Annotated in this window: 13 protein-coding genes; 9 read left to right on the forward strand and 4 right to left on the reverse strand. The window is 59.9% G+C overall.

Going from position 1 to position 15418, the window contains the following annotated elements:
- On the forward strand, positions 1 to 242 hold a 242-nt coding region (locus Q1W40_RS02990; protein WP_300708725.1), incomplete at its 5' end, for an FAD-dependent oxidoreductase.
- Here the strand turns inward: Q1W40_RS02990 and Q1W40_RS02995 are convergent.
- The 4 genes from Q1W40_RS02995 to Q1W40_RS03010 all read right to left on the reverse strand — a co-directional run bounded on the left by Q1W40_RS02995 (position 230) and on the right by Q1W40_RS03010 (position 5640).
- A complete protein-coding gene (locus Q1W40_RS02995) occupies positions 230 to 1453 on the reverse strand; it encodes an MFS transporter (RefSeq protein WP_300708726.1) in 1224 nt (407 codons plus the stop codon). The genes Q1W40_RS02990 and Q1W40_RS02995 overlap by 13 nt on opposite strands.
- A gap of 470 nt (positions 1454 to 1923) precedes the next feature.
- On the reverse strand, positions 1924 to 3891 hold the full coding sequence (htpG, locus tag Q1W40_RS03000; protein ID WP_300708728.1) for a molecular chaperone HtpG: 1968 nt from the start codon (positions 3889 to 3891) through the stop codon (positions 1924 to 1926).
- 83 nt (positions 3892 to 3974) lie between these two features.
- On the reverse strand, positions 3975 to 4883 hold the full coding sequence (locus Q1W40_RS03005; RefSeq protein WP_300708730.1) for a pseudouridine synthase: 909 nt from the start codon (positions 4881 to 4883) through the stop codon (positions 3975 to 3977).
- A gap of 46 nt (positions 4884 to 4929) precedes the next feature.
- Complete coding sequence (locus Q1W40_RS03010) at positions 4930 to 5640, reverse strand: Crp/Fnr family transcriptional regulator (RefSeq protein WP_300708731.1); 711 nt, start codon at positions 5638 to 5640, stop codon at positions 4930 to 4932.
- A 148-nt stretch (positions 5641 to 5788) separates the two neighbouring features.
- Here Q1W40_RS03010 and Q1W40_RS03015 point away from each other — a divergent pair, with 148 nt between their 5' ends.
- From Q1W40_RS03015 to Q1W40_RS03050, 8 genes are all read left to right on the forward strand, one after another.
- Positions 5789 to 7735: an AMP-binding protein gene (locus Q1W40_RS03015; RefSeq protein ID WP_300708733.1), complete on the forward strand. Its 1947-nt coding sequence runs from the start codon at positions 5789 to 5791 to the stop codon at positions 7733 to 7735.
- Positions 7732 to 8514 carry an ABC transporter ATP-binding protein gene (locus tag Q1W40_RS03020; protein WP_108326980.1) on the forward strand — a complete coding sequence of 261 codons (783 nt, stop codon included), beginning with the start codon at positions 7732 to 7734 and terminating at the stop codon, positions 8512 to 8514. Before Q1W40_RS03015 ends, Q1W40_RS03020 begins: the two co-directional genes overlap by 4 nt.
- A 12-nt stretch (positions 8515 to 8526) precedes the next feature.
- Positions 8527 to 9456, forward strand: a complete 930-nt coding sequence (locus Q1W40_RS03025; protein ID WP_108326979.1) for a branched-chain amino acid ABC transporter permease — start codon at positions 8527 to 8529, stop codon at positions 9454 to 9456.
- 11 nt (positions 9457 to 9467) lie between these two features.
- Positions 9468 to 10544 carry a branched-chain amino acid ABC transporter permease gene (locus Q1W40_RS03030; protein WP_300708739.1) on the forward strand — a complete coding sequence of 359 codons (1077 nt, stop codon included), beginning with the start codon at positions 9468 to 9470 and terminating at the stop codon, positions 10542 to 10544.
- A 50-nt stretch (positions 10545 to 10594) separates the two neighbouring features.
- Positions 10595 to 11932 carry an ABC transporter substrate-binding protein gene (locus Q1W40_RS03035; protein WP_300708741.1) on the forward strand — a complete coding sequence of 446 codons (1338 nt, stop codon included), beginning with the start codon at positions 10595 to 10597 and terminating at the stop codon, positions 11930 to 11932.
- Positions 11933 to 12071: 139 nt separating this feature from the next.
- On the forward strand, positions 12072 to 12881 hold the full coding sequence (locus tag Q1W40_RS03040) for an ABC transporter ATP-binding protein (RefSeq protein ID WP_108326976.1): 810 nt from the start codon (positions 12072 to 12074) through the stop codon (positions 12879 to 12881).
- A gap of 48 nt (positions 12882 to 12929) precedes the next feature.
- Positions 12930 to 14186 (forward strand): AMP-binding protein, encoded by a 1257-nt coding sequence (locus Q1W40_RS03045; RefSeq protein ID WP_300708743.1) that lies wholly within the window; start codon positions 12930 to 12932, stop codon positions 14184 to 14186.
- Between the two features lie 120 nt (positions 14187 to 14306).
- Positions 14307 to 15293: a tripartite tricarboxylate transporter substrate-binding protein gene (locus Q1W40_RS03050; protein ID WP_300708745.1), complete on the forward strand. Its 987-nt coding sequence runs from the start codon at positions 14307 to 14309 to the stop codon at positions 15291 to 15293.
- Positions 15294 to 15418: the final 125 nt, after the last annotated feature.

A 15418-nucleotide genomic window follows, 5' to 3' on the forward strand; every position in this document is an offset into this window, starting at 1 on the left:
GGGTGGAGCAGTGCTTCCCCAAGATCAACACCCGCTCGGTGGTGCCATGGGCCGGCCTGCGCCCCATGATGCCCAACATGATGCCCCGCGTCGGTCGCGGCAGCAAAGCCAACGTGTTCTACAACACCGGCCACGGCCACCTGGGCTGGACGCTGTCGGCTGTGACGGCCGACATGGTGGGCAACGTAGTGCAAGAAGCCAGCCGCTCGGTGCAGCTGGCCGGTGTGTTTCAGCCCGCCTGACGCACCCGCCAAAACAGCCAGCTGGCGATGCACAGGTTGAGCAGGTTCCACGCGATGCCATTCAAAAAGGCCGCGTGGTAACTGCCGGTCACATCGAACACCCAGCCGGACATCCAACCCCCCAAGGCCATGCCCAGCAGCGTGGCCATGATGACGGCGCCCACCCGGGCGCCGGCTTCTTTGGGGTCAAAGTGTTCGCGGATGATGATCGCGTAGGCCGGCACGATGCCGCCTTGAAACAGGCCAAACATGGCCGACACCAGGTACAGCGGCACCAAGCCGTCAAAAGGCAAAAACATCAACAGCGCCACGCCTTGCAGCATGGAGCCCAGCAGCAAAGTGCGGATGCCCCCAATGCGGTCGCTGATCACGCCAAACACCAAGCGGCTGACGATGCCACTGGCCAGCATGAGCGAGAGCATCTCGGCCCCGCGTGCCGCGCCAAAACCCAGGTCGGTGCAATAGGCCACGATGTGCACCTGCGGCATGGACATGGCCACACAACACGCCACACCCGCCACACACAGCAAACCCTGCGCCACAGAAGGCTTGAGGCCAAACGGCCGACTGCGGTCCAGCACAGGCGCTGCGGCGTTGGCCGGTGCCAGCGTCACCAGCGGAGGGCGCTGGCGCATGCGTGTGGCCAGCAAGAACATGCCCACGCCGCAAAAGACGCCCAGCATGATGTAGGTCTGACGCCAGCCCAAAGTCTCGATGCCGCGTTGCACCAAGGGCGGCCAAATCGTGCCCGCGATGTAATTGCCGCTGGCGCAAATGGCCACCGCAATGCCCCGGCGGCGGTTCCACCACAAAGCGGTGTCGGCCATCAGCGGCGCAAAGGTCGATGAACTGCCGATGAAACCCATCAGCGCATGCGCCAGTCCAAAGGCCCAGATGCTGCCCGACAGGCCCGCCCAGACAAAGCCCCCGCACACGGCCAAAGCGCCTACCCACAGCACCGGCATCAGTCCATGCCGGTCGGCCATGCGGCCCGTGAGCAATCCGCCCAAGCCCAGGCTGATCATCATCAGCGTGTAAGGCAGCGAGGCATCGGCCCGGCCCACCCCAAACTCGGTCTGCACCACCGGCAACACCACCGAGACGATGTACATGCTGCTGTTGCCCAGCACCACCAGCCCCAGCGTGACCAGCAATCGCCAGGCAGCTTGGCGTGAATCGATGAAGGAAGGGTCGGCGGGGAGGGTGTTCATCCGGGGCAATTTAGCCGATGAGCCGGGGAGGACTTGTCTTGTCGGTTACTGGACTTGGATGATGGGCAGGCACCGTGGAGGTGTCACCCCGGGCTGTTGATGTGCCGCTTCGGGCTGTTGAGGAGTCTCAGAGCTGTTGATGTGTCACCCCGGGCTTGACCCGGGGTCCATCTTCGTTGCCTTGGCTCCGACACAGGTCTGCATGGATCCCGGATCGGGTCCGGGATGACGCAAGGGGGCATGGATCCCGGATCAGGTCCGGGATGACGCAGGGGGACTTTGGGGTGTGATGTGTCACTTCGGGGTTTGATGTGTCACCCCGGGCTTGACCCGGGGTCCATCTTCGGTGCCTTGGCTGCGACACATGTCTGCATAGATCCCGGATCGGGTCCGGGATGACGCAAGGGGGCATAGATCCCGGATCAGGTCCGGGATGACAGTGTAGATTGGTCCGGGATGACAGGGCGCGATCAGCTCAGCAGCGCATTCACCCGCTTCACATAAGCCGCAGGGTCCGCAGGCAAGCCGCCTTCGGCCAGCAGGGCTTGGTCAAACAGGATGTGGGCCAGGTCGTGGAAGTGGACCGAGCCGTCGAGCTTTTTGACCAGCGCGTGCTCGGGGTTGACCTCCAGCACAGGCTTGACTTCGGGGGCGCTTTGCCCGGCTTGCTTGAGCATGCGGGCCAGTTGCATGCTCATGCCGTCGTCGGTCACCACCAGGCAGGCGGGGCTGTCCACCAGGCGGCTGGTCACGCGCACGTCTTCGGCTTTGTCTTTCAGCGCTTCTTTCAGTTTGGCCAGCACGGGCTTGAAGGTTTCGGCCGCGTCTTCAGCGGCTTTCTTTTCTTCTTCGTCTTGCAGCTTGCCCAAGTCAAACGCGCCCTTGGCCACGCTTTGCAGCGGGGTGCCGTCGAACTCGTGCACAAAGTTCAGCGCCCACTCGTCCACGCGGTCGGTCATGAGCAAGACTTCGATGCCTTTTTTCTTGAAGACTTCGAGCTGCGGGCTGTTCTTGGCTGCCGCCAGGGTGTCGGCGGTGATGTAGTAAATCGCGTCCTGGCCTTCTTTCATGCGGGCTTTGTAGTCGGCAAAGCTCACGCTCACGGTGTCGCTGGTGGTCGATGCAAAACGCAGCAGCTTGGACAGACGGTCTTTGTTGCCGAAGTCTTCGCCCAGGCCTTCTTTCAGCACCGCGCCGAACTCGGCGTAGAACTTGGAATATTGGCCAAGCTTCGCTTTGTCTTCTTCTGACAAGACATCCGTCACACCGTCCGTGCTTTCAGGTGCCTTGTCGTGTTTGGCCAGGTCTTCCAGCATCGACAGCACGCGCTTGGTGCAGCCTTCGCGGATGGCTTTGACGTCGCGGCTTTCTTGCAGCAGTTCGCGGCTTACGTTCAGCGGCAGGTCGGCCGAGTCCACCACGCCCTTCACAAAACGCAGGTAGCTGGGCATCAGCGCTTCGGCTTCGTCCATGATGAACACGCGCTTGACGTACAGCTTGATGCCCGCCTTCTTGTCGCGGTTCCACAGGTCTTGCGGGGCCTTGCTCGGGATGTAGAGCAGCTGGGTGTATTCGGTGCTGCCTTCCACGCGGTTGTGCGTCCAGGTCAGCGGGGCTTCAAAGTCGCGGCTGATCTGTTTGTAGAAGTCGGCGTATTGCTCGTCGGTGATGTCTTTCTTGGGGCGGGTCCACAGGGCGCTGGCCTTGTTGATGGTTTCCCACTCGCCGGTCTTGACCATGCCGCCGGGCTGACGGCCCGCTTCTTCGTTGTTGGGGTCGATCAGCTCGCCGTCTTTCCACTCTTCCTTTTCCATCAAGATGGGCAGGCTGATGTGGTCGGAGTATTTGCCGACGATTTCCTTGAGCTTCCAGGTGTTGGCGTACTCCAGCGCTTCTTCGCGCAGGTGCAGGATCACGCTGGTGCCGCGCTCGGCGCGGGTGATGGTCTCGACCTCGAAGTCGCCTGTGCCACCGCTGATCCAGCGCACGCCGTCTTCGGGCTTGGCACCTGCGCGGCGGGTTTCCACAGTGATTTTTTCCGCCACGATGAAGCCCGAATAAAAGCCCACACCGAACTGGCCAATCAGCTGCGCGTCTGATTTCTGGTCGCCGCTCAGCTTGCTCATGAAGTCCTTGGTGCCGCTCTTGGCGATCGTGCCCAGGTGGTCAATGGCCTCTTGCGCGGTCATGCCGATGCCGTTGTCGGTGATGGTCAGTGTCTTGGCGGCTTTGTCGAAAGACAAACGCACTTGCAAGTCGGGCGCGTCTTCATACAGGCCGGTGTTGTTCAGCGCTTCAAAGCGCAGCTTGTCGCAGGCGTCCGAGGCATTCGAGATCAGCTCGCGCAGGAAGATTTCCTGGTTGGAATACAGCGAGTGCGTGACCAGGTGCAGCAGTTGTGCGACTTCGGCCTGAAAGGCATGGGTTTGTTTGCTCATATCAATTCGATGGGTAAAAAACAAAAGATCAAAAAACCAAAACGCCCCGCAGTTGGGGGCGTCTGGTGGGGTTTCAAGAGGGGTCAGAAGGACTCGTTGGGCCCCAGGTAGCGCCAGGTCCCTGCCGGCATCTGGCCCAGCTGCACGCCGCCCATGCGGATGCGTTTGAGGCCCACCACTTTCAGGCCGACTTGCTCGCACATGCGGCGGATCTGGCGCTTTTTGCCTTCGGTCAGCACAAAGCGCAGCTGCTCGGGGTTTTGCCAGTCCACTTTGGCGGGCTTGAGGGGTTTGCCGTCCAGGCTCAGGCCGTGGCGCAGGCGCTCGAGCAGCGCCTTGGGAAACACGGCTTGCACGTTGGCGCTGACGCGGTCGAAGTCACCGATGGTGGTCAGCTGGTTGGCTTTGCCGCCATAGGTGGCCGACGCGGCGGTGGCGGCGGCGGTGTTTTCGTGGCCGGTGTAGGCCACGCGCACCAAGTACTCTTTTTCCATCTCCGAGTCTTCGCCGATCAACTGGCGCGCCACGCGGCCGTCTTGTGTCAGCACCAGCAAACCGGTGGAGTCGATGTCCAGGCGTCCAGCTGGGGCCAGGCCCCGCAGGTGCGGTGGTGTGAAACGCATCTTGGAGGGATCGCCCATCCAGTGGCTGCGCGGGTTGATCAGGGTGATGGCCGGTTCGTGCCCGTCTTCGGCCTGGCCGCTCACATAGCCCATGGGCTTGTGCAACAAGATGGTGACTTGCCGGTCTTGTTGCTGTTCGGCGGCTTTGTCGATGGTGATGCGATCCGACAACGTGACCTGCTGGCCCATGCTGGCGGGCTGGCCGTTGACGAACACCCAGCCTTGCTCGATCCAGGCATCGGCTTCGCGGCGCGAGCACATGCGCAACTCGGCCATGCGTTTGTTCAGGCGCGAGGTGCCGCTGGGCGCGGCCGTTTCGCCTTTGCCTTCGGGGCGGGGGGCGCGTTTGAAAACCGGGGGCTGGGTCATGGTTCGGTGGGGCAAAAAGAAGTTGACCGATTGTCCGCTGTTTTGCTCATTGAAACTGCGCGCTGCGCAGGCCTTGCAGGTCCAGGATGCGCAGGCCGCCGTATTCGACGCGGATCAGTTGCCGTGCTTCGAGCACCTTGAGCGCTTCGTTCACGCGCTGGCGTGACAGGCCCACCAGATAGGCCAGCTCTTGCTGGGTGATGCGCAGCACCTCGCCCACACCCGAGAACAGCACCGGGTTGAACAAGGTGGCCAGGTTGCGGGCCAAGCGCAGTTCGGGGTTGTTCATGCGGTCCAGTTCGCGGGCAGCGATGAATTGGCCCAAGCGCTCGTTGAGCTGGTTCATGATGAAGCGGTTGAAACCCAGCGAATGGTCAATCAGCCAATGGAAAGTGTCCACCGGCAAGCCCGCCACCACGCTGGCGCGCAGGGGCTGGATGTTGTAGCGGTAGACCTCGCGCTTGAGCGCTGTGCCTTCGCCAAACCAGCCACCCGGCGGCACGCCGGTGAAGGTCATGGTCTGGCCGCTTTCGTTGTCGCTGCTCATCTTGAGCAGGCCCGAGACCACGCCAAACCAGTAGGTGGCGGGCCGGCCAACGCGGCAGACGTAGTCACCCGGCTGTGGGTCGCTGACCACCAGTTCGGATTCGATCTGCTGTCGCTCGTTGGCCGTCAGCAAACTGAGCCACGGGATGCTGGTGAGTTCTTCGGCGGTCGGGCTGCGGCGGCGCTGGTGAACGCTGGGTGTGGTGGCCATGGCAAGTGTCAGACTCAGGTCAGTTGTGATAGGGGTCTTCCCTGAATTGTCGTCGGAACGACAACTTGGCGTCAAATGCGGGCCTACTATCCACATCAGTTCAGTTGCAGCCACCTTTGCTGCAGCGCTTTTGGAGACAGGCTACGTGATGCAAACAACGTTTCCCCGATTGATGCTCAAGCATGCTGCCGAGCGCCCCAGCGCGCCGGCCTTGCGTGAAAAAGAATATGGCATTTGGCAGACCACCCCGTGGTCAGACCTGGCCAAACTGGTCGAGGCCATCGCCTGCGGCTTGCACCAAGCTGGCTTGCAGCGCGGCGAGCACATGGTCATTGTGGGCTCCAACCGCCCCCGCTTGTCCGCCACCATGCTGGCGGCGCAGGCGCTGGGCGCCATTCCCGTCAACCTGTACCAGGACGCCGCAGCGCTTGAGTGCGTATTCCCCATCAACAACGCCGAAGTGCGTTTTTGCGTGGTGGAAGACCAGGAGCAGGTCGACAAGATGCTCGAAGCCCGCGAGCAATGCCCGCAGCTGACGCACATCGTCTATGACGACCCACGTGGTCTGCGCAACTATGTGGAAGACGGTTTGGGCTCGGTGGACGAGTTGATCGCTGCCGGTCAGGTTTTCATGGCGCAGCATCCCCAGTTTTTCCACCTCGAGGTGGAAAAAGGCACGAGCGACGATGTGGCCGCGATGTTCTTCACATCGGGCACCACCGGCAACCCCAAGGGCGTGGTGCACACACACGGCACGTTGATCGACCGTGCCGACGCGGGCGCCGAGTTTGACAAGCTGACCAGCGCCGAAGACGTGCTGGCCTACATGCCACCGGCCTGGATCGGTCAGAACATCTTCAGCTACGCGCAGTGGCTGGTGTGTGGCTACGTGGTCAACTGCCCCGAGTCGGGAGCCACCGTGACCATCGACCTGAAAGAGATTGGCCCCACCTACTACTTCGCGCCGCCTCGTGTGTTCGAGGGCATGCTCACCAGCGTCATGATCCGCATGGAAGATGCGGGCAACTTCAAGCGAAAGCTGTTTCACTACTTCATGGGCGTGGCCAAGAAAGTCGGTCCCGCCTTGATGGACGGCGAGTCGGTCGGTCTGATGGACCGTTTGGTGTACAGCCTGGGCAACCTCATGGTCTATGGCCCCTTGCGCAACAACATGGGTTTCAGCCGCGTGCGCGTGGCCTACACCGCAGGCGAGGCGATTGGCCCGGACTTGTTCACCTTCTTCCGCTCGATCGGTGTGAACATCAAGCAGTTGTATGGCTCGACCGAGACCGCTGTGTTCGTGTGCCTGCAGCCCGACAACGAAGCGCGTGCCGACACCGTGGGCGTGCCGTGCAAGGGCGTGGAAATCAAGGTCGCCGACAACGGTGAAATCTTGGTCAAGTCGCCTGGCTTGCTCAAAGGCTATTACAAAAACCCCGAAGCCACGGCCGAAGTGCTGACCGCCGACGGCTGGTACCACACCAGCGATGCGGGCTTCATCGACAGCCACGGTCACTTGAAGATCATCGACCGCGTGAAAGACGTGGGCCGCTTGCTGGGCGGTGCCAATGACGGCGCGATGTTCGCGCCCAAGTATGTCGAGAACAAACTCAAGTTCTTCCCCTTCGTCAAGGAAGTGGTAGCGTATGGCGATCAGCGCGAGAAAGCCTGCGTGATGGTCAACATCGACTTCGATGCTGTGGGCAACTGGGCCGAGCGCCGCAACCTGCCCTATGCCGGCTACACCGATCTGGCCCAAAAGCCCGAGGTGTACGAGCTGATCAAGGATTGCGTCGAGAAGGTCAATGCCGATCTGGCCGAAGACGCTTTGCTGGCGGGCAGTCAGGTCAGCCGCTTCCTGATCCTGCACAAGGAGCTGGACGCTGACGACGGTGAATTGACACGCACCAACAAGGTTCGCCGCGGCTTCATCGCCGACAAATACAAGCCGCTGGTCGATGGCCTTTATGAAGGCAAAGCCGAGCAGTTCATTGAAACCGTCGTCAAGTTTGAAGACGGTCGCACCGGCAGCGTGAGCGCCACGCTCAAGATTTCCGATGCAAAAACATTCACCCCTGTGAAGGCAGCAGCATGAGCAAGGTCATTGGTGACGTCATCCTCGACGTCCAGAACATCAGCCTGAGATTTGGTGGCGTCAAGGCGCTGACCGACATTTCTTTCAACGTCAAAGAGCACGAGATCCGCTCGATCATTGGCCCCAACGGTGCTGGCAAGAGCTCGATGCTCAACTGCATCAACGGTGTGTACACGCCGCAGGAAGGCTCGATCACTTTCCGTGGGCAGAAGTTTGACCACATGAGCAGCCGCCAGGTGGCCGAGATGGGCATTGCCCGCACCTTCCAGAACCTGGCTTTGTTCAAGGGCATGAGCGTGATCGACAACATCATGACCGGCCGCAATCTGCAGATCAAAAGCAACCTGCTGATGCAGGCCTTGCGCGTGGGCCCGGCCCAGCGCGAAGAAGAAGCGCACCGCGAAAAAGTCGAGCACATCATCGACTTCCTGGAAATTCAGGCCTTCCGCAAAACCCCTGTGGGCCAGTTGCCCTACGGTTTGCAAAAGCGCGTGGACTTGGGCCGTGCGCTGGCGATGGAGCCGCAAGTCTTGCTGCTCGACGAGCCCATGGCCGGTATGAACCTGGAAGAAAAACAGGACATGTGCCGTTTCATCCTGGATGTCAACGACGAGTTCGGCACGACCATCGTGTTGATCGAGCACGACATGGGTGTGGTGATGGACATTTCTGACCGCGTGGTCGTGCTCGACTACGGCAAGAAGATCGGGGACGGCGAACCCGAAGAAGTGCGCAACAACGAAGACGTGATCCGTGCCTATCTTGGCACTGGCCACTGAGGAGACAAGAACATGGCATTTTTTCTGGAAGCTCTTTTTGGCGGCCTGATGGCAGGCATGCTGTACGCGCTGGTGGCGCTCGGCTTTGTGTTGATTTTCAAGGCCTCCGGTGTCTTCAACTTCGCGCAAGGCGCGATGGTGCTGTTTGCCGCTTTGGCCATGGCCCGTTTTTCAGAATGGGCGCCTGGCTGGCTGGGCATTGAAGACAAGTTCCTGGGCAACCTGGTGGCCTTTGTACTGGCCGCGGGCATCATGTTCGTGCTGGCCTGGGTCATCGAGCGCTTGGTCTTGCGTCACCTGGTCAACCAGGAAGGCGTGACTTTGCTGATGGCCACCTTGGGCATCACCTACTTCCTCGACGGCCTGGGTCAAACGATTTTCGGCAGCGACATTTACAAGATCGACGTGGGCATGCCCAAAGATCCGGTGTTCCTGTTCGAGTCGATCTTCCAGGGCGGCGTGATGATCAACCTGGAAGACGTGTATGCCGCTTGCATCGCTGCCTTGCTGGTGGTGGTCCTGTCGCTGTTCTTCCAAAAGACCAGCACCGGCCGCGCCCTGCGTGCGGTGGCCGATGACCACCAAGCAGCGCAGTCGATCGGTATTCCGCTCAACCGCATCTGGGTCATCGTCTGGTTTGTGGCCGGTATCACCGCTTTGGTCGCCGGCATCATCTGGGGCTCCAAGATGGGTGTGCAGTTCTCGCTGACCACCGTGGCCCTGCGTGCTTTGCCTGTGATCATTTTGGGGGGGCTGACTTCGGTGCCTGGCGCCATCATCGGTGGCCTGATCATCGGTGTGGGCGAGAAGCTCTCCGAGGTTTACATCGGCCCCATGGTCGGTGGTGGCATCGAGATCTGGTTCGCCTACGTGTTGGCCCTCGTGTTCTTGCTGTTCCGCCCACAAGGTCTGTTCGGCGAAAAAATCATTGACCGCGTGTAAGGAGAAAAAGCATGTTTTACAGAGAGAACGGTCAATTCAAAACCACGTACCGCAAAGACCAGCAAATTTTTGCGATTGCACAAGACCGCTGGGTGATTCTGGCGCTGATCGCCTTTGCCTTCGTTGGTGTACCTTTCCTGGTCGACGAGTACATGTACCGCGCCATCTTGATCCCATTCCTGATCCTCTCACTGGCCGCTTTGGGTGTGAACATCCTGGTCGGTTATTGTGGCCAGATTTCCCTGGGTTCAGGGGCCTTCATGGCGGTGGGGGCCTATATGGCCTACAACACGTACATCCGTATTGAGGGCATGCCTCTGATCTTGGCCTTGTTGTCTGGCGGCTTTTTTGCAACCTTGGTGGGGATCTTCTTCGGTGTGCCCAGTTTGCGCGTCAAGGGCCTTTATCTGGCGGTGGCGACTTTGGCTGCCCAATTCTTTTGTGACTGGGCCTTCCTGCGCGTGGGCTGGTTCACCAACAACAACGCATCGGGTTCGGTGTCCGTCTCCAATTTGAACGTGATGGGCATTGGCATCAACACGCCGCTCGAAAAATACCTGTTTTGCCTGGTGTTCCTGGTGGTCTTTGGCTTGCTGGCCAAGAACCTGGTGCGTTCGGCGATCGGTCGTGAGTGGATGGCCATCCGCGATATGGATGTGGCCGCAGCCGTGATCGGTATCCGTCCGGTCTACGCCAAGCTCAGCGCTTTTGCAGTCAGCTCGTTCATCGTGGGTGTGGCTGGTGGCTTGTGGGGCTTTGTGCACCTGGGTTCGTGGGAACCCGCTGCGTTCTCGATTGATCGCTCCTTCCAGTTGCTGTTTATGGTCATCATCGGTGGCATGGGCTCCATCATGGGCAGCTTCTTCGGTGCTGCGTTCATCGTGATTTTGCCCATCTTCCTGAACCAGTTCCTGCCTGCATTGGGGGCTGTATTCGGTGTCGAAATTTCGACTGCTGCCGTGTCCCATGCCGAGTACATGATTTTTGGTGCTTTGATCGTCTGGTTCCTGATCGTCGAGCCGCACGGCTTGGCCAAATTGTGGTCCGTGGCCAAACAAAAATTGCGCCTTTGGCCTTTCCCTCATTGATTTGAAATTTTCCCCAAGTGCTTCGATCCATTTTTAACAGGAGACAAACCATGAAACTTCGTCAACTCGCCCTTGCCACCACGGTGGCGGCTGCCGGTCTTGCCAGTGCGCTGGTCAGCACCGTGGCCACGGCCCAAACCAAAGAGCAGTTCTTCCCCGTGCTGGTCTACCGCACAGGCGCTTACGCCCCCAACGGCGTGCCCTTTGCCAACGGCTACGTTGATTACCTCAAGCTGGTCAATGCGCGCGGTGGCATCAACGGCGTCAAGGTGTCGTACGAAGAGTGCGAAACCGGCTATGCCACTGACCGTGGTGTGGAGTGCTATGAGCGTCTGAAAGGCAAGAATGGCGGCGCGACCGTGTTCCAGCCTTTGTCGACCGGCATCACTTTCGCGCTGACCGAAAAAGCCCCCAACGACAAGATCCCATTGATCACTGCAGGCTACGGCCGCAGCGAATCGGCTGATGGCGGCGTGTTCAAGTGGAACTTCCCCTTGGCCGGTACCTACTGGGTGGCAGGCGACGTGATCATGCAAGACATCGCCAAGAAACTCGGCGGTGCAGACAAGCTCAAGGGTAAGCACATCGCTTTGGTCTACCACGACAGCCCGTTTGGCAAGGAAGCCATCCCAATCTTGCAAGAGCATGCAGCCATGAGTGGCTTCAAGCTGAGCTTGCTGCCCGTGACACACCCAGGCGTGGAGCAAAAATCCACCTGGTTGCAAATCCGCCAAAGCCGTCCTGACTATGTCGTCAACTGGGGCTGGGGTGTGATGAACTCCACCTTGCTCAAAGAAGCACAAGCCACCGGTTACCCCCGCGAAAAGATCTATGGCGTGTGGTGGGCCGGTGCTGAGCCTGACGTCAAAGACGTGGGCATGGGCGCCAAAGGCTACAACGCCATCACCATGCAGCACGGCACCGAAAAGGGCTCTGCGATCGTGAAGGAAGTGCTGGAGAAATTGCACGCCAAGAACCAAGGCACTGGCCCCAAGGACGAAGTGGGTGAAGTGCTGTACATGCGCGGTTTGTTCAGCGCCATGTTCGCGGTCGAAGGTGTGCGTCAAGCCCAAGAGAAATACGGCAAAGGCAAAGTCGTGACCGGCGAGCAAGCACGCTGGGGTTATGAAAACCTGAACCTGACTCAGCCTAAGCTGGATGCTCTGGGCTTCAAGGGTGTGTTGCGCCCCATCTCCACTTCGTGTGCTGACCATATGGGTGCTAACTGGGCCCGTATCCACACATGGAACGGCAGCAAATGGGAATTCACCAGCGACTGGTACCAGGCCGATGAGCAAATCATCAAGCCCATGGTGAAGACCGCTGCTGACAAGTACGCTGCCGAGAAGAAGATCACACGCCGCTCTGCTGCGGACTGCCAGTCTTGATGGCATCGACCCCGCCGCGCAAGCGGTGGGGCAGTGGCTGCTGCATGGAGGTGCTGCAGCCACCAAATGAAAGCCTCGAAAGAGTTTCGATCGGCGCTTTCATTTGGGCAAACCCTGGAAAGTTGAATAGGCAAAGACCATGAGCGAAAAAAACATTGTTCTGAACGTCAACGGCATTGAAGTCATTTACAACCACGTCATCCTGGTGCTCAAGGGGGTGTCCTTGCAAGTGCCCGAGCAGGGCATCGTGGCCCTGTTGGGCGGCAACGGCGCGGGCAAGACCACCACTTTGCGCGCCATCTCCAACTTGCTCAAAGGCGAACGCGGCGAAGTGACCAAGGGCTCCATCGAGTTGCGCGGCGAGCGCATCGAGAACCTGTCGCCAGCCGATTTGGTCAACCGCGGTGTGGTGCAGGTCATGGAAGGCCGTCACTGCTTTGCCCACTTGAGCATCGAAGAAAACCTGATGACTGGCAGCTACACCCGCACCGACAAGGGCGAGATCGCGGCCAACCTCGAAAAGGTCTACAACTACTTCCCCCGTCTCAAAACGCGCCGCACCTCGCAGGCCGCCTACACCTCGGGCGGTGAGCAGCAGATGTGCGCCATTGGCCGCGCCCTGATGTCCAACCCCAACATGGTCTTGCTGGACGAACCCTCGATGGGCCTGGCCCCGCAGATCGTGGAAGAGGTGTTCAACATCGTCAAAGACTTGAACGAGAAGGAAAAAGTCACCTTCTTGATCGCCGAGCAGAACACCAACATGGCCCTGAAGTACGCCGACTATGGCTACATCATGGAGTCGGGTCGCGTGGTGATGGACGGTGCGGCCGAATACCTGCGCACCAATGAAGACGTCAAGGAGTTCTACCTGGGCGTGGGCGGTGGCGAGCGCAAGAGCTTCAAAGATGTGAAGAGCTACAAGCGCCGCAAGCGCTGGTTGGCTTGAGGCCTTGACCCTTATCCTTTCTCACTGCAGTACCCCAGAAAGAAACCCATGTCCCAGCACTTTGATGCCTTGGAAACGCGCGACCCGCAAGTCCGTGAAGCCGCGTTGATGGCCGCTTTGCCCGCGCAGGTCGCTCACGCCAAAGCACATGCACCGGCCTTTGCCGATTTGCTCAAAGACGTGGATGCGGCCAGTGTCAACAGCCGTGCGGCGCTGGCGAAGTTGCCTGTGATTCGCAAATACGAATTGTTGGAGCGTCAAAAAGCCGCCCGTGCCGCAGGCGGCAATGTGTTCGGTGGTTTCAGCGCCCTGGGTTTTGGCAAAGGCATGACCCGCGTGTTCGCCAGCCCCGGCACGATTTACGAACCCGAAGGCACCCGAGGTGATTACTGGCGCATGGCGCGGGCCATGTTTGCGGCGGGCTTTCGTCCCGGCGAATTGATCCACAACAGCTTCAGCTACCACTTCACGCCTGCGGGCTCGATGATGGAAACCGGCGCGCATGCCCTGGGCTGCACGGTGTTCCCCGGCGGCACCGGTCAGACCGAGCAGCAAGTGGGTGCCATGGCCGAGCTGCAGCCAGCGGGCTACATCGGCACGCCCAGTTTTTTGAAGATCATCATTGAGAAAGCCGTCGAGCAAGGCGTGATCTTGCCCAGCGTGACCAAGGCCCTGGTGTCCGGTGAGGCGTTCCCACCCAGCTTGCGCGACTGGATGGCCGAGCGCGGCGTGGCCGGTTACCAGTGCTACGCCACCGCCGATCTGGGCCTGATCGCTTATGAAACCGCGGCCCGCGAAGGCCTGGTGCTGGACGAAGGCGTGATCGTCGAGATCGTGCGCCCTGGCACCGGCGATCCTGTCCCCGAAGGCGAAGTGGGCGAGCTGGTCGTGACCAGCCTCAACCCCGACTACCCGCTGATCCGTTTCGGCACGGGTGACCTGTCGGCCATCTTGCCGGGCCAGTGCCCCACAGGTCGCACGGGCCAGCGCATCAAGGGCTGGATGGGCCGTGCCGACCAGACCACCAAGGTGCGTGGCATGTTCGTGCACCCCGGTCAGGTGGCGGAGATTGTGAAACGTTTCCCCGAGGTCAGCAAAGCCCGTTTGGTGGTGACGGGCGAAATGGCCAATGACCAGATGGCCCTGCGTGTGGAAACTGCCCACACGGCTGACGAAGGCCTGAAGGCCCGCATGGCCGATGCCGTACGTGACGTGACCAAACTGCGCAGCGATGTGCAGCTCGTTGCCGTGGGCAGCCTGCCCAACGACGGCAAGGTCATCGAGGACGCCCGCAGCTACCAGTGAAGAAGGCCTCAATGGCCTTGTCTATTGCAGGGAATCACTAGGGCAAACCGCTAAGTAATTCCCGCGATGCAAGCACCTGTTCGGACGCTTAAACTTGAGACACTTTTTAGGAGTGTCGACATGAAGAAATGGTTTGCTCTGGCTGCATTGGCAGCTGCTGCAGTGGGTGCTCACGCCCAGTCTTTCCCCGGCGCCAAGCCGATCAACATTGTGGTGCCATTTGCTGCAGGCGGTCCTACAGACCGTGTGGCCCGTGACTTGGCAGAAGCCATGCGCAAATACGTGCCCGGCAGCAACTTTGTGGTTGAAAACGCTGCAGGCGCAGGCGGCACCATCGGTGCGAGCAAGGTGGCCAAGGCGGCACCCGATGGTCATACACTGCTGTTGTTCCATATCGGTATGGCTGCGACACCTGCCCTGTACCGCAAAATTTCCTACAAGCCTTTGGAAGACTTCGAGTTCTTGGGCATGGTCAACGATGTGCCGATGACCCTGATCGGTAAGCCTCAGTTGCCCGCCAACACGTACCGCGATTTCGAAAACTACATCCGTGCCAACGCCGGTAAGTTGAATATCGCGCACGCTGGCTTGGGATCGGCATCGCACATCTGTGGTTTGCTGTGGCAGTCGTCTTTGCAGTCTAAAGACGCCATGACCACGATTCCGTTTGGTGGCACAGCGCCAGCCATGACCGCCTTGATTGGCGGGCAAGTGGATGTGATGTGTGACCAGACCACCAACACCACACAACAGATTGAGTCGGGCCGCGTCAAGGCATTCGCTGTGACCACCGCCAAGCCACTGAGCAACCACCCCGTGCTCAAGCACTACCCGAGCCTGCAGGAAATGGGCCTCAAAGGCTTTAACCTGACCATCTGGCACGGACTGTATGCGCCAAAAGGTACACCGGCAGCTGTGACCAAAACCCTCAACGACGCATTGAAGAAAGCACTCAAAGACCCTGAGTTCGTCAAGAAGAACGAAGGCCTGGGCGCTTTGGTGGTGAATGACAAGCGAGTCGAGCCAGAAGAGCACAAGAAGTTCGTGGCCGCCGAAATGGTCAAGATCAAAGCCGCTGTGGATGCCGCTGGCAAATACGCAGACTGATCCTCCGGATTTTCCAACGAAAAAAAAGCCGCTCTTGTGAGCGGCTTTTTCTTTGGATGGGGTTGTGGACTCAGTTGACGAACTGCTCCGAGCCCACAATGCCCAGTTTGGTCAGCCCAATGCGC

It is taken from the genome of Limnohabitans sp. (assembly GCF_030158565.1).
Taxonomy (GTDB): domain Bacteria; phylum Pseudomonadota; class Gammaproteobacteria; order Burkholderiales; family Burkholderiaceae_C; genus Limnohabitans_A.

What these genes read in the sequence shown, in the direction of transcription:
- Q1W40_RS03020 (WP_108326980.1), top strand. Translation starts at nt 7,732, where the DNA reads ATGAGCAAGGTCATTGGTGACGTCATCCTCGACGTCCAGAACATCAGC.
- htpG (WP_300708728.1), bottom strand. Translation starts at nt 3,891, where the DNA reads ATGAGCAAACAAACCCATGCCTTTCAGGCCGAAGTCGCACAACTGCTG.
- Q1W40_RS03030 (WP_300708739.1), top strand. Translation starts at nt 9,468, where the DNA reads ATGTTTTACAGAGAGAACGGTCAATTCAAAACCACGTACCGCAAAGAC.
- Q1W40_RS03015 (WP_300708733.1), top strand. Translation starts at nt 5,789, where the DNA reads ATGCAAACAACGTTTCCCCGATTGATGCTCAAGCATGCTGCCGAGCGC.
- Q1W40_RS03025 (WP_108326979.1), top strand. Translation starts at nt 8,527, where the DNA reads ATGGCATTTTTTCTGGAAGCTCTTTTTGGCGGCCTGATGGCAGGCATG.
- Q1W40_RS02995 (WP_300708726.1), bottom strand. Translation starts at nt 1,453, where the DNA reads ATGAACACCCTCCCCGCCGACCCTTCCTTCATCGATTCACGCCAAGCT.
- Q1W40_RS03035 (WP_300708741.1), top strand. Translation starts at nt 10,595, where the DNA reads ATGAAACTTCGTCAACTCGCCCTTGCCACCACGGTGGCGGCTGCCGGT.
- Q1W40_RS03045 (WP_300708743.1), top strand. Translation starts at nt 12,930, where the DNA reads ATGTCCCAGCACTTTGATGCCTTGGAAACGCGCGACCCGCAAGTCCGT.
- Q1W40_RS03050 (WP_300708745.1), top strand. Translation starts at nt 14,307, where the DNA reads ATGAAGAAATGGTTTGCTCTGGCTGCATTGGCAGCTGCTGCAGTGGGT.
- Q1W40_RS03010 (WP_300708731.1), bottom strand. Translation starts at nt 5,640, where the DNA reads ATGGCCACCACACCCAGCGTTCACCAGCGCCGCCGCAGCCCGACCGCC.
- Q1W40_RS03005 (WP_300708730.1), bottom strand. Translation starts at nt 4,883, where the DNA reads ATGACCCAGCCCCCGGTTTTCAAACGCGCCCCCCGCCCCGAAGGCAAA.
- Q1W40_RS03040 (WP_108326976.1), top strand. Translation starts at nt 12,072, where the DNA reads ATGAGCGAAAAAAACATTGTTCTGAACGTCAACGGCATTGAAGTCATT.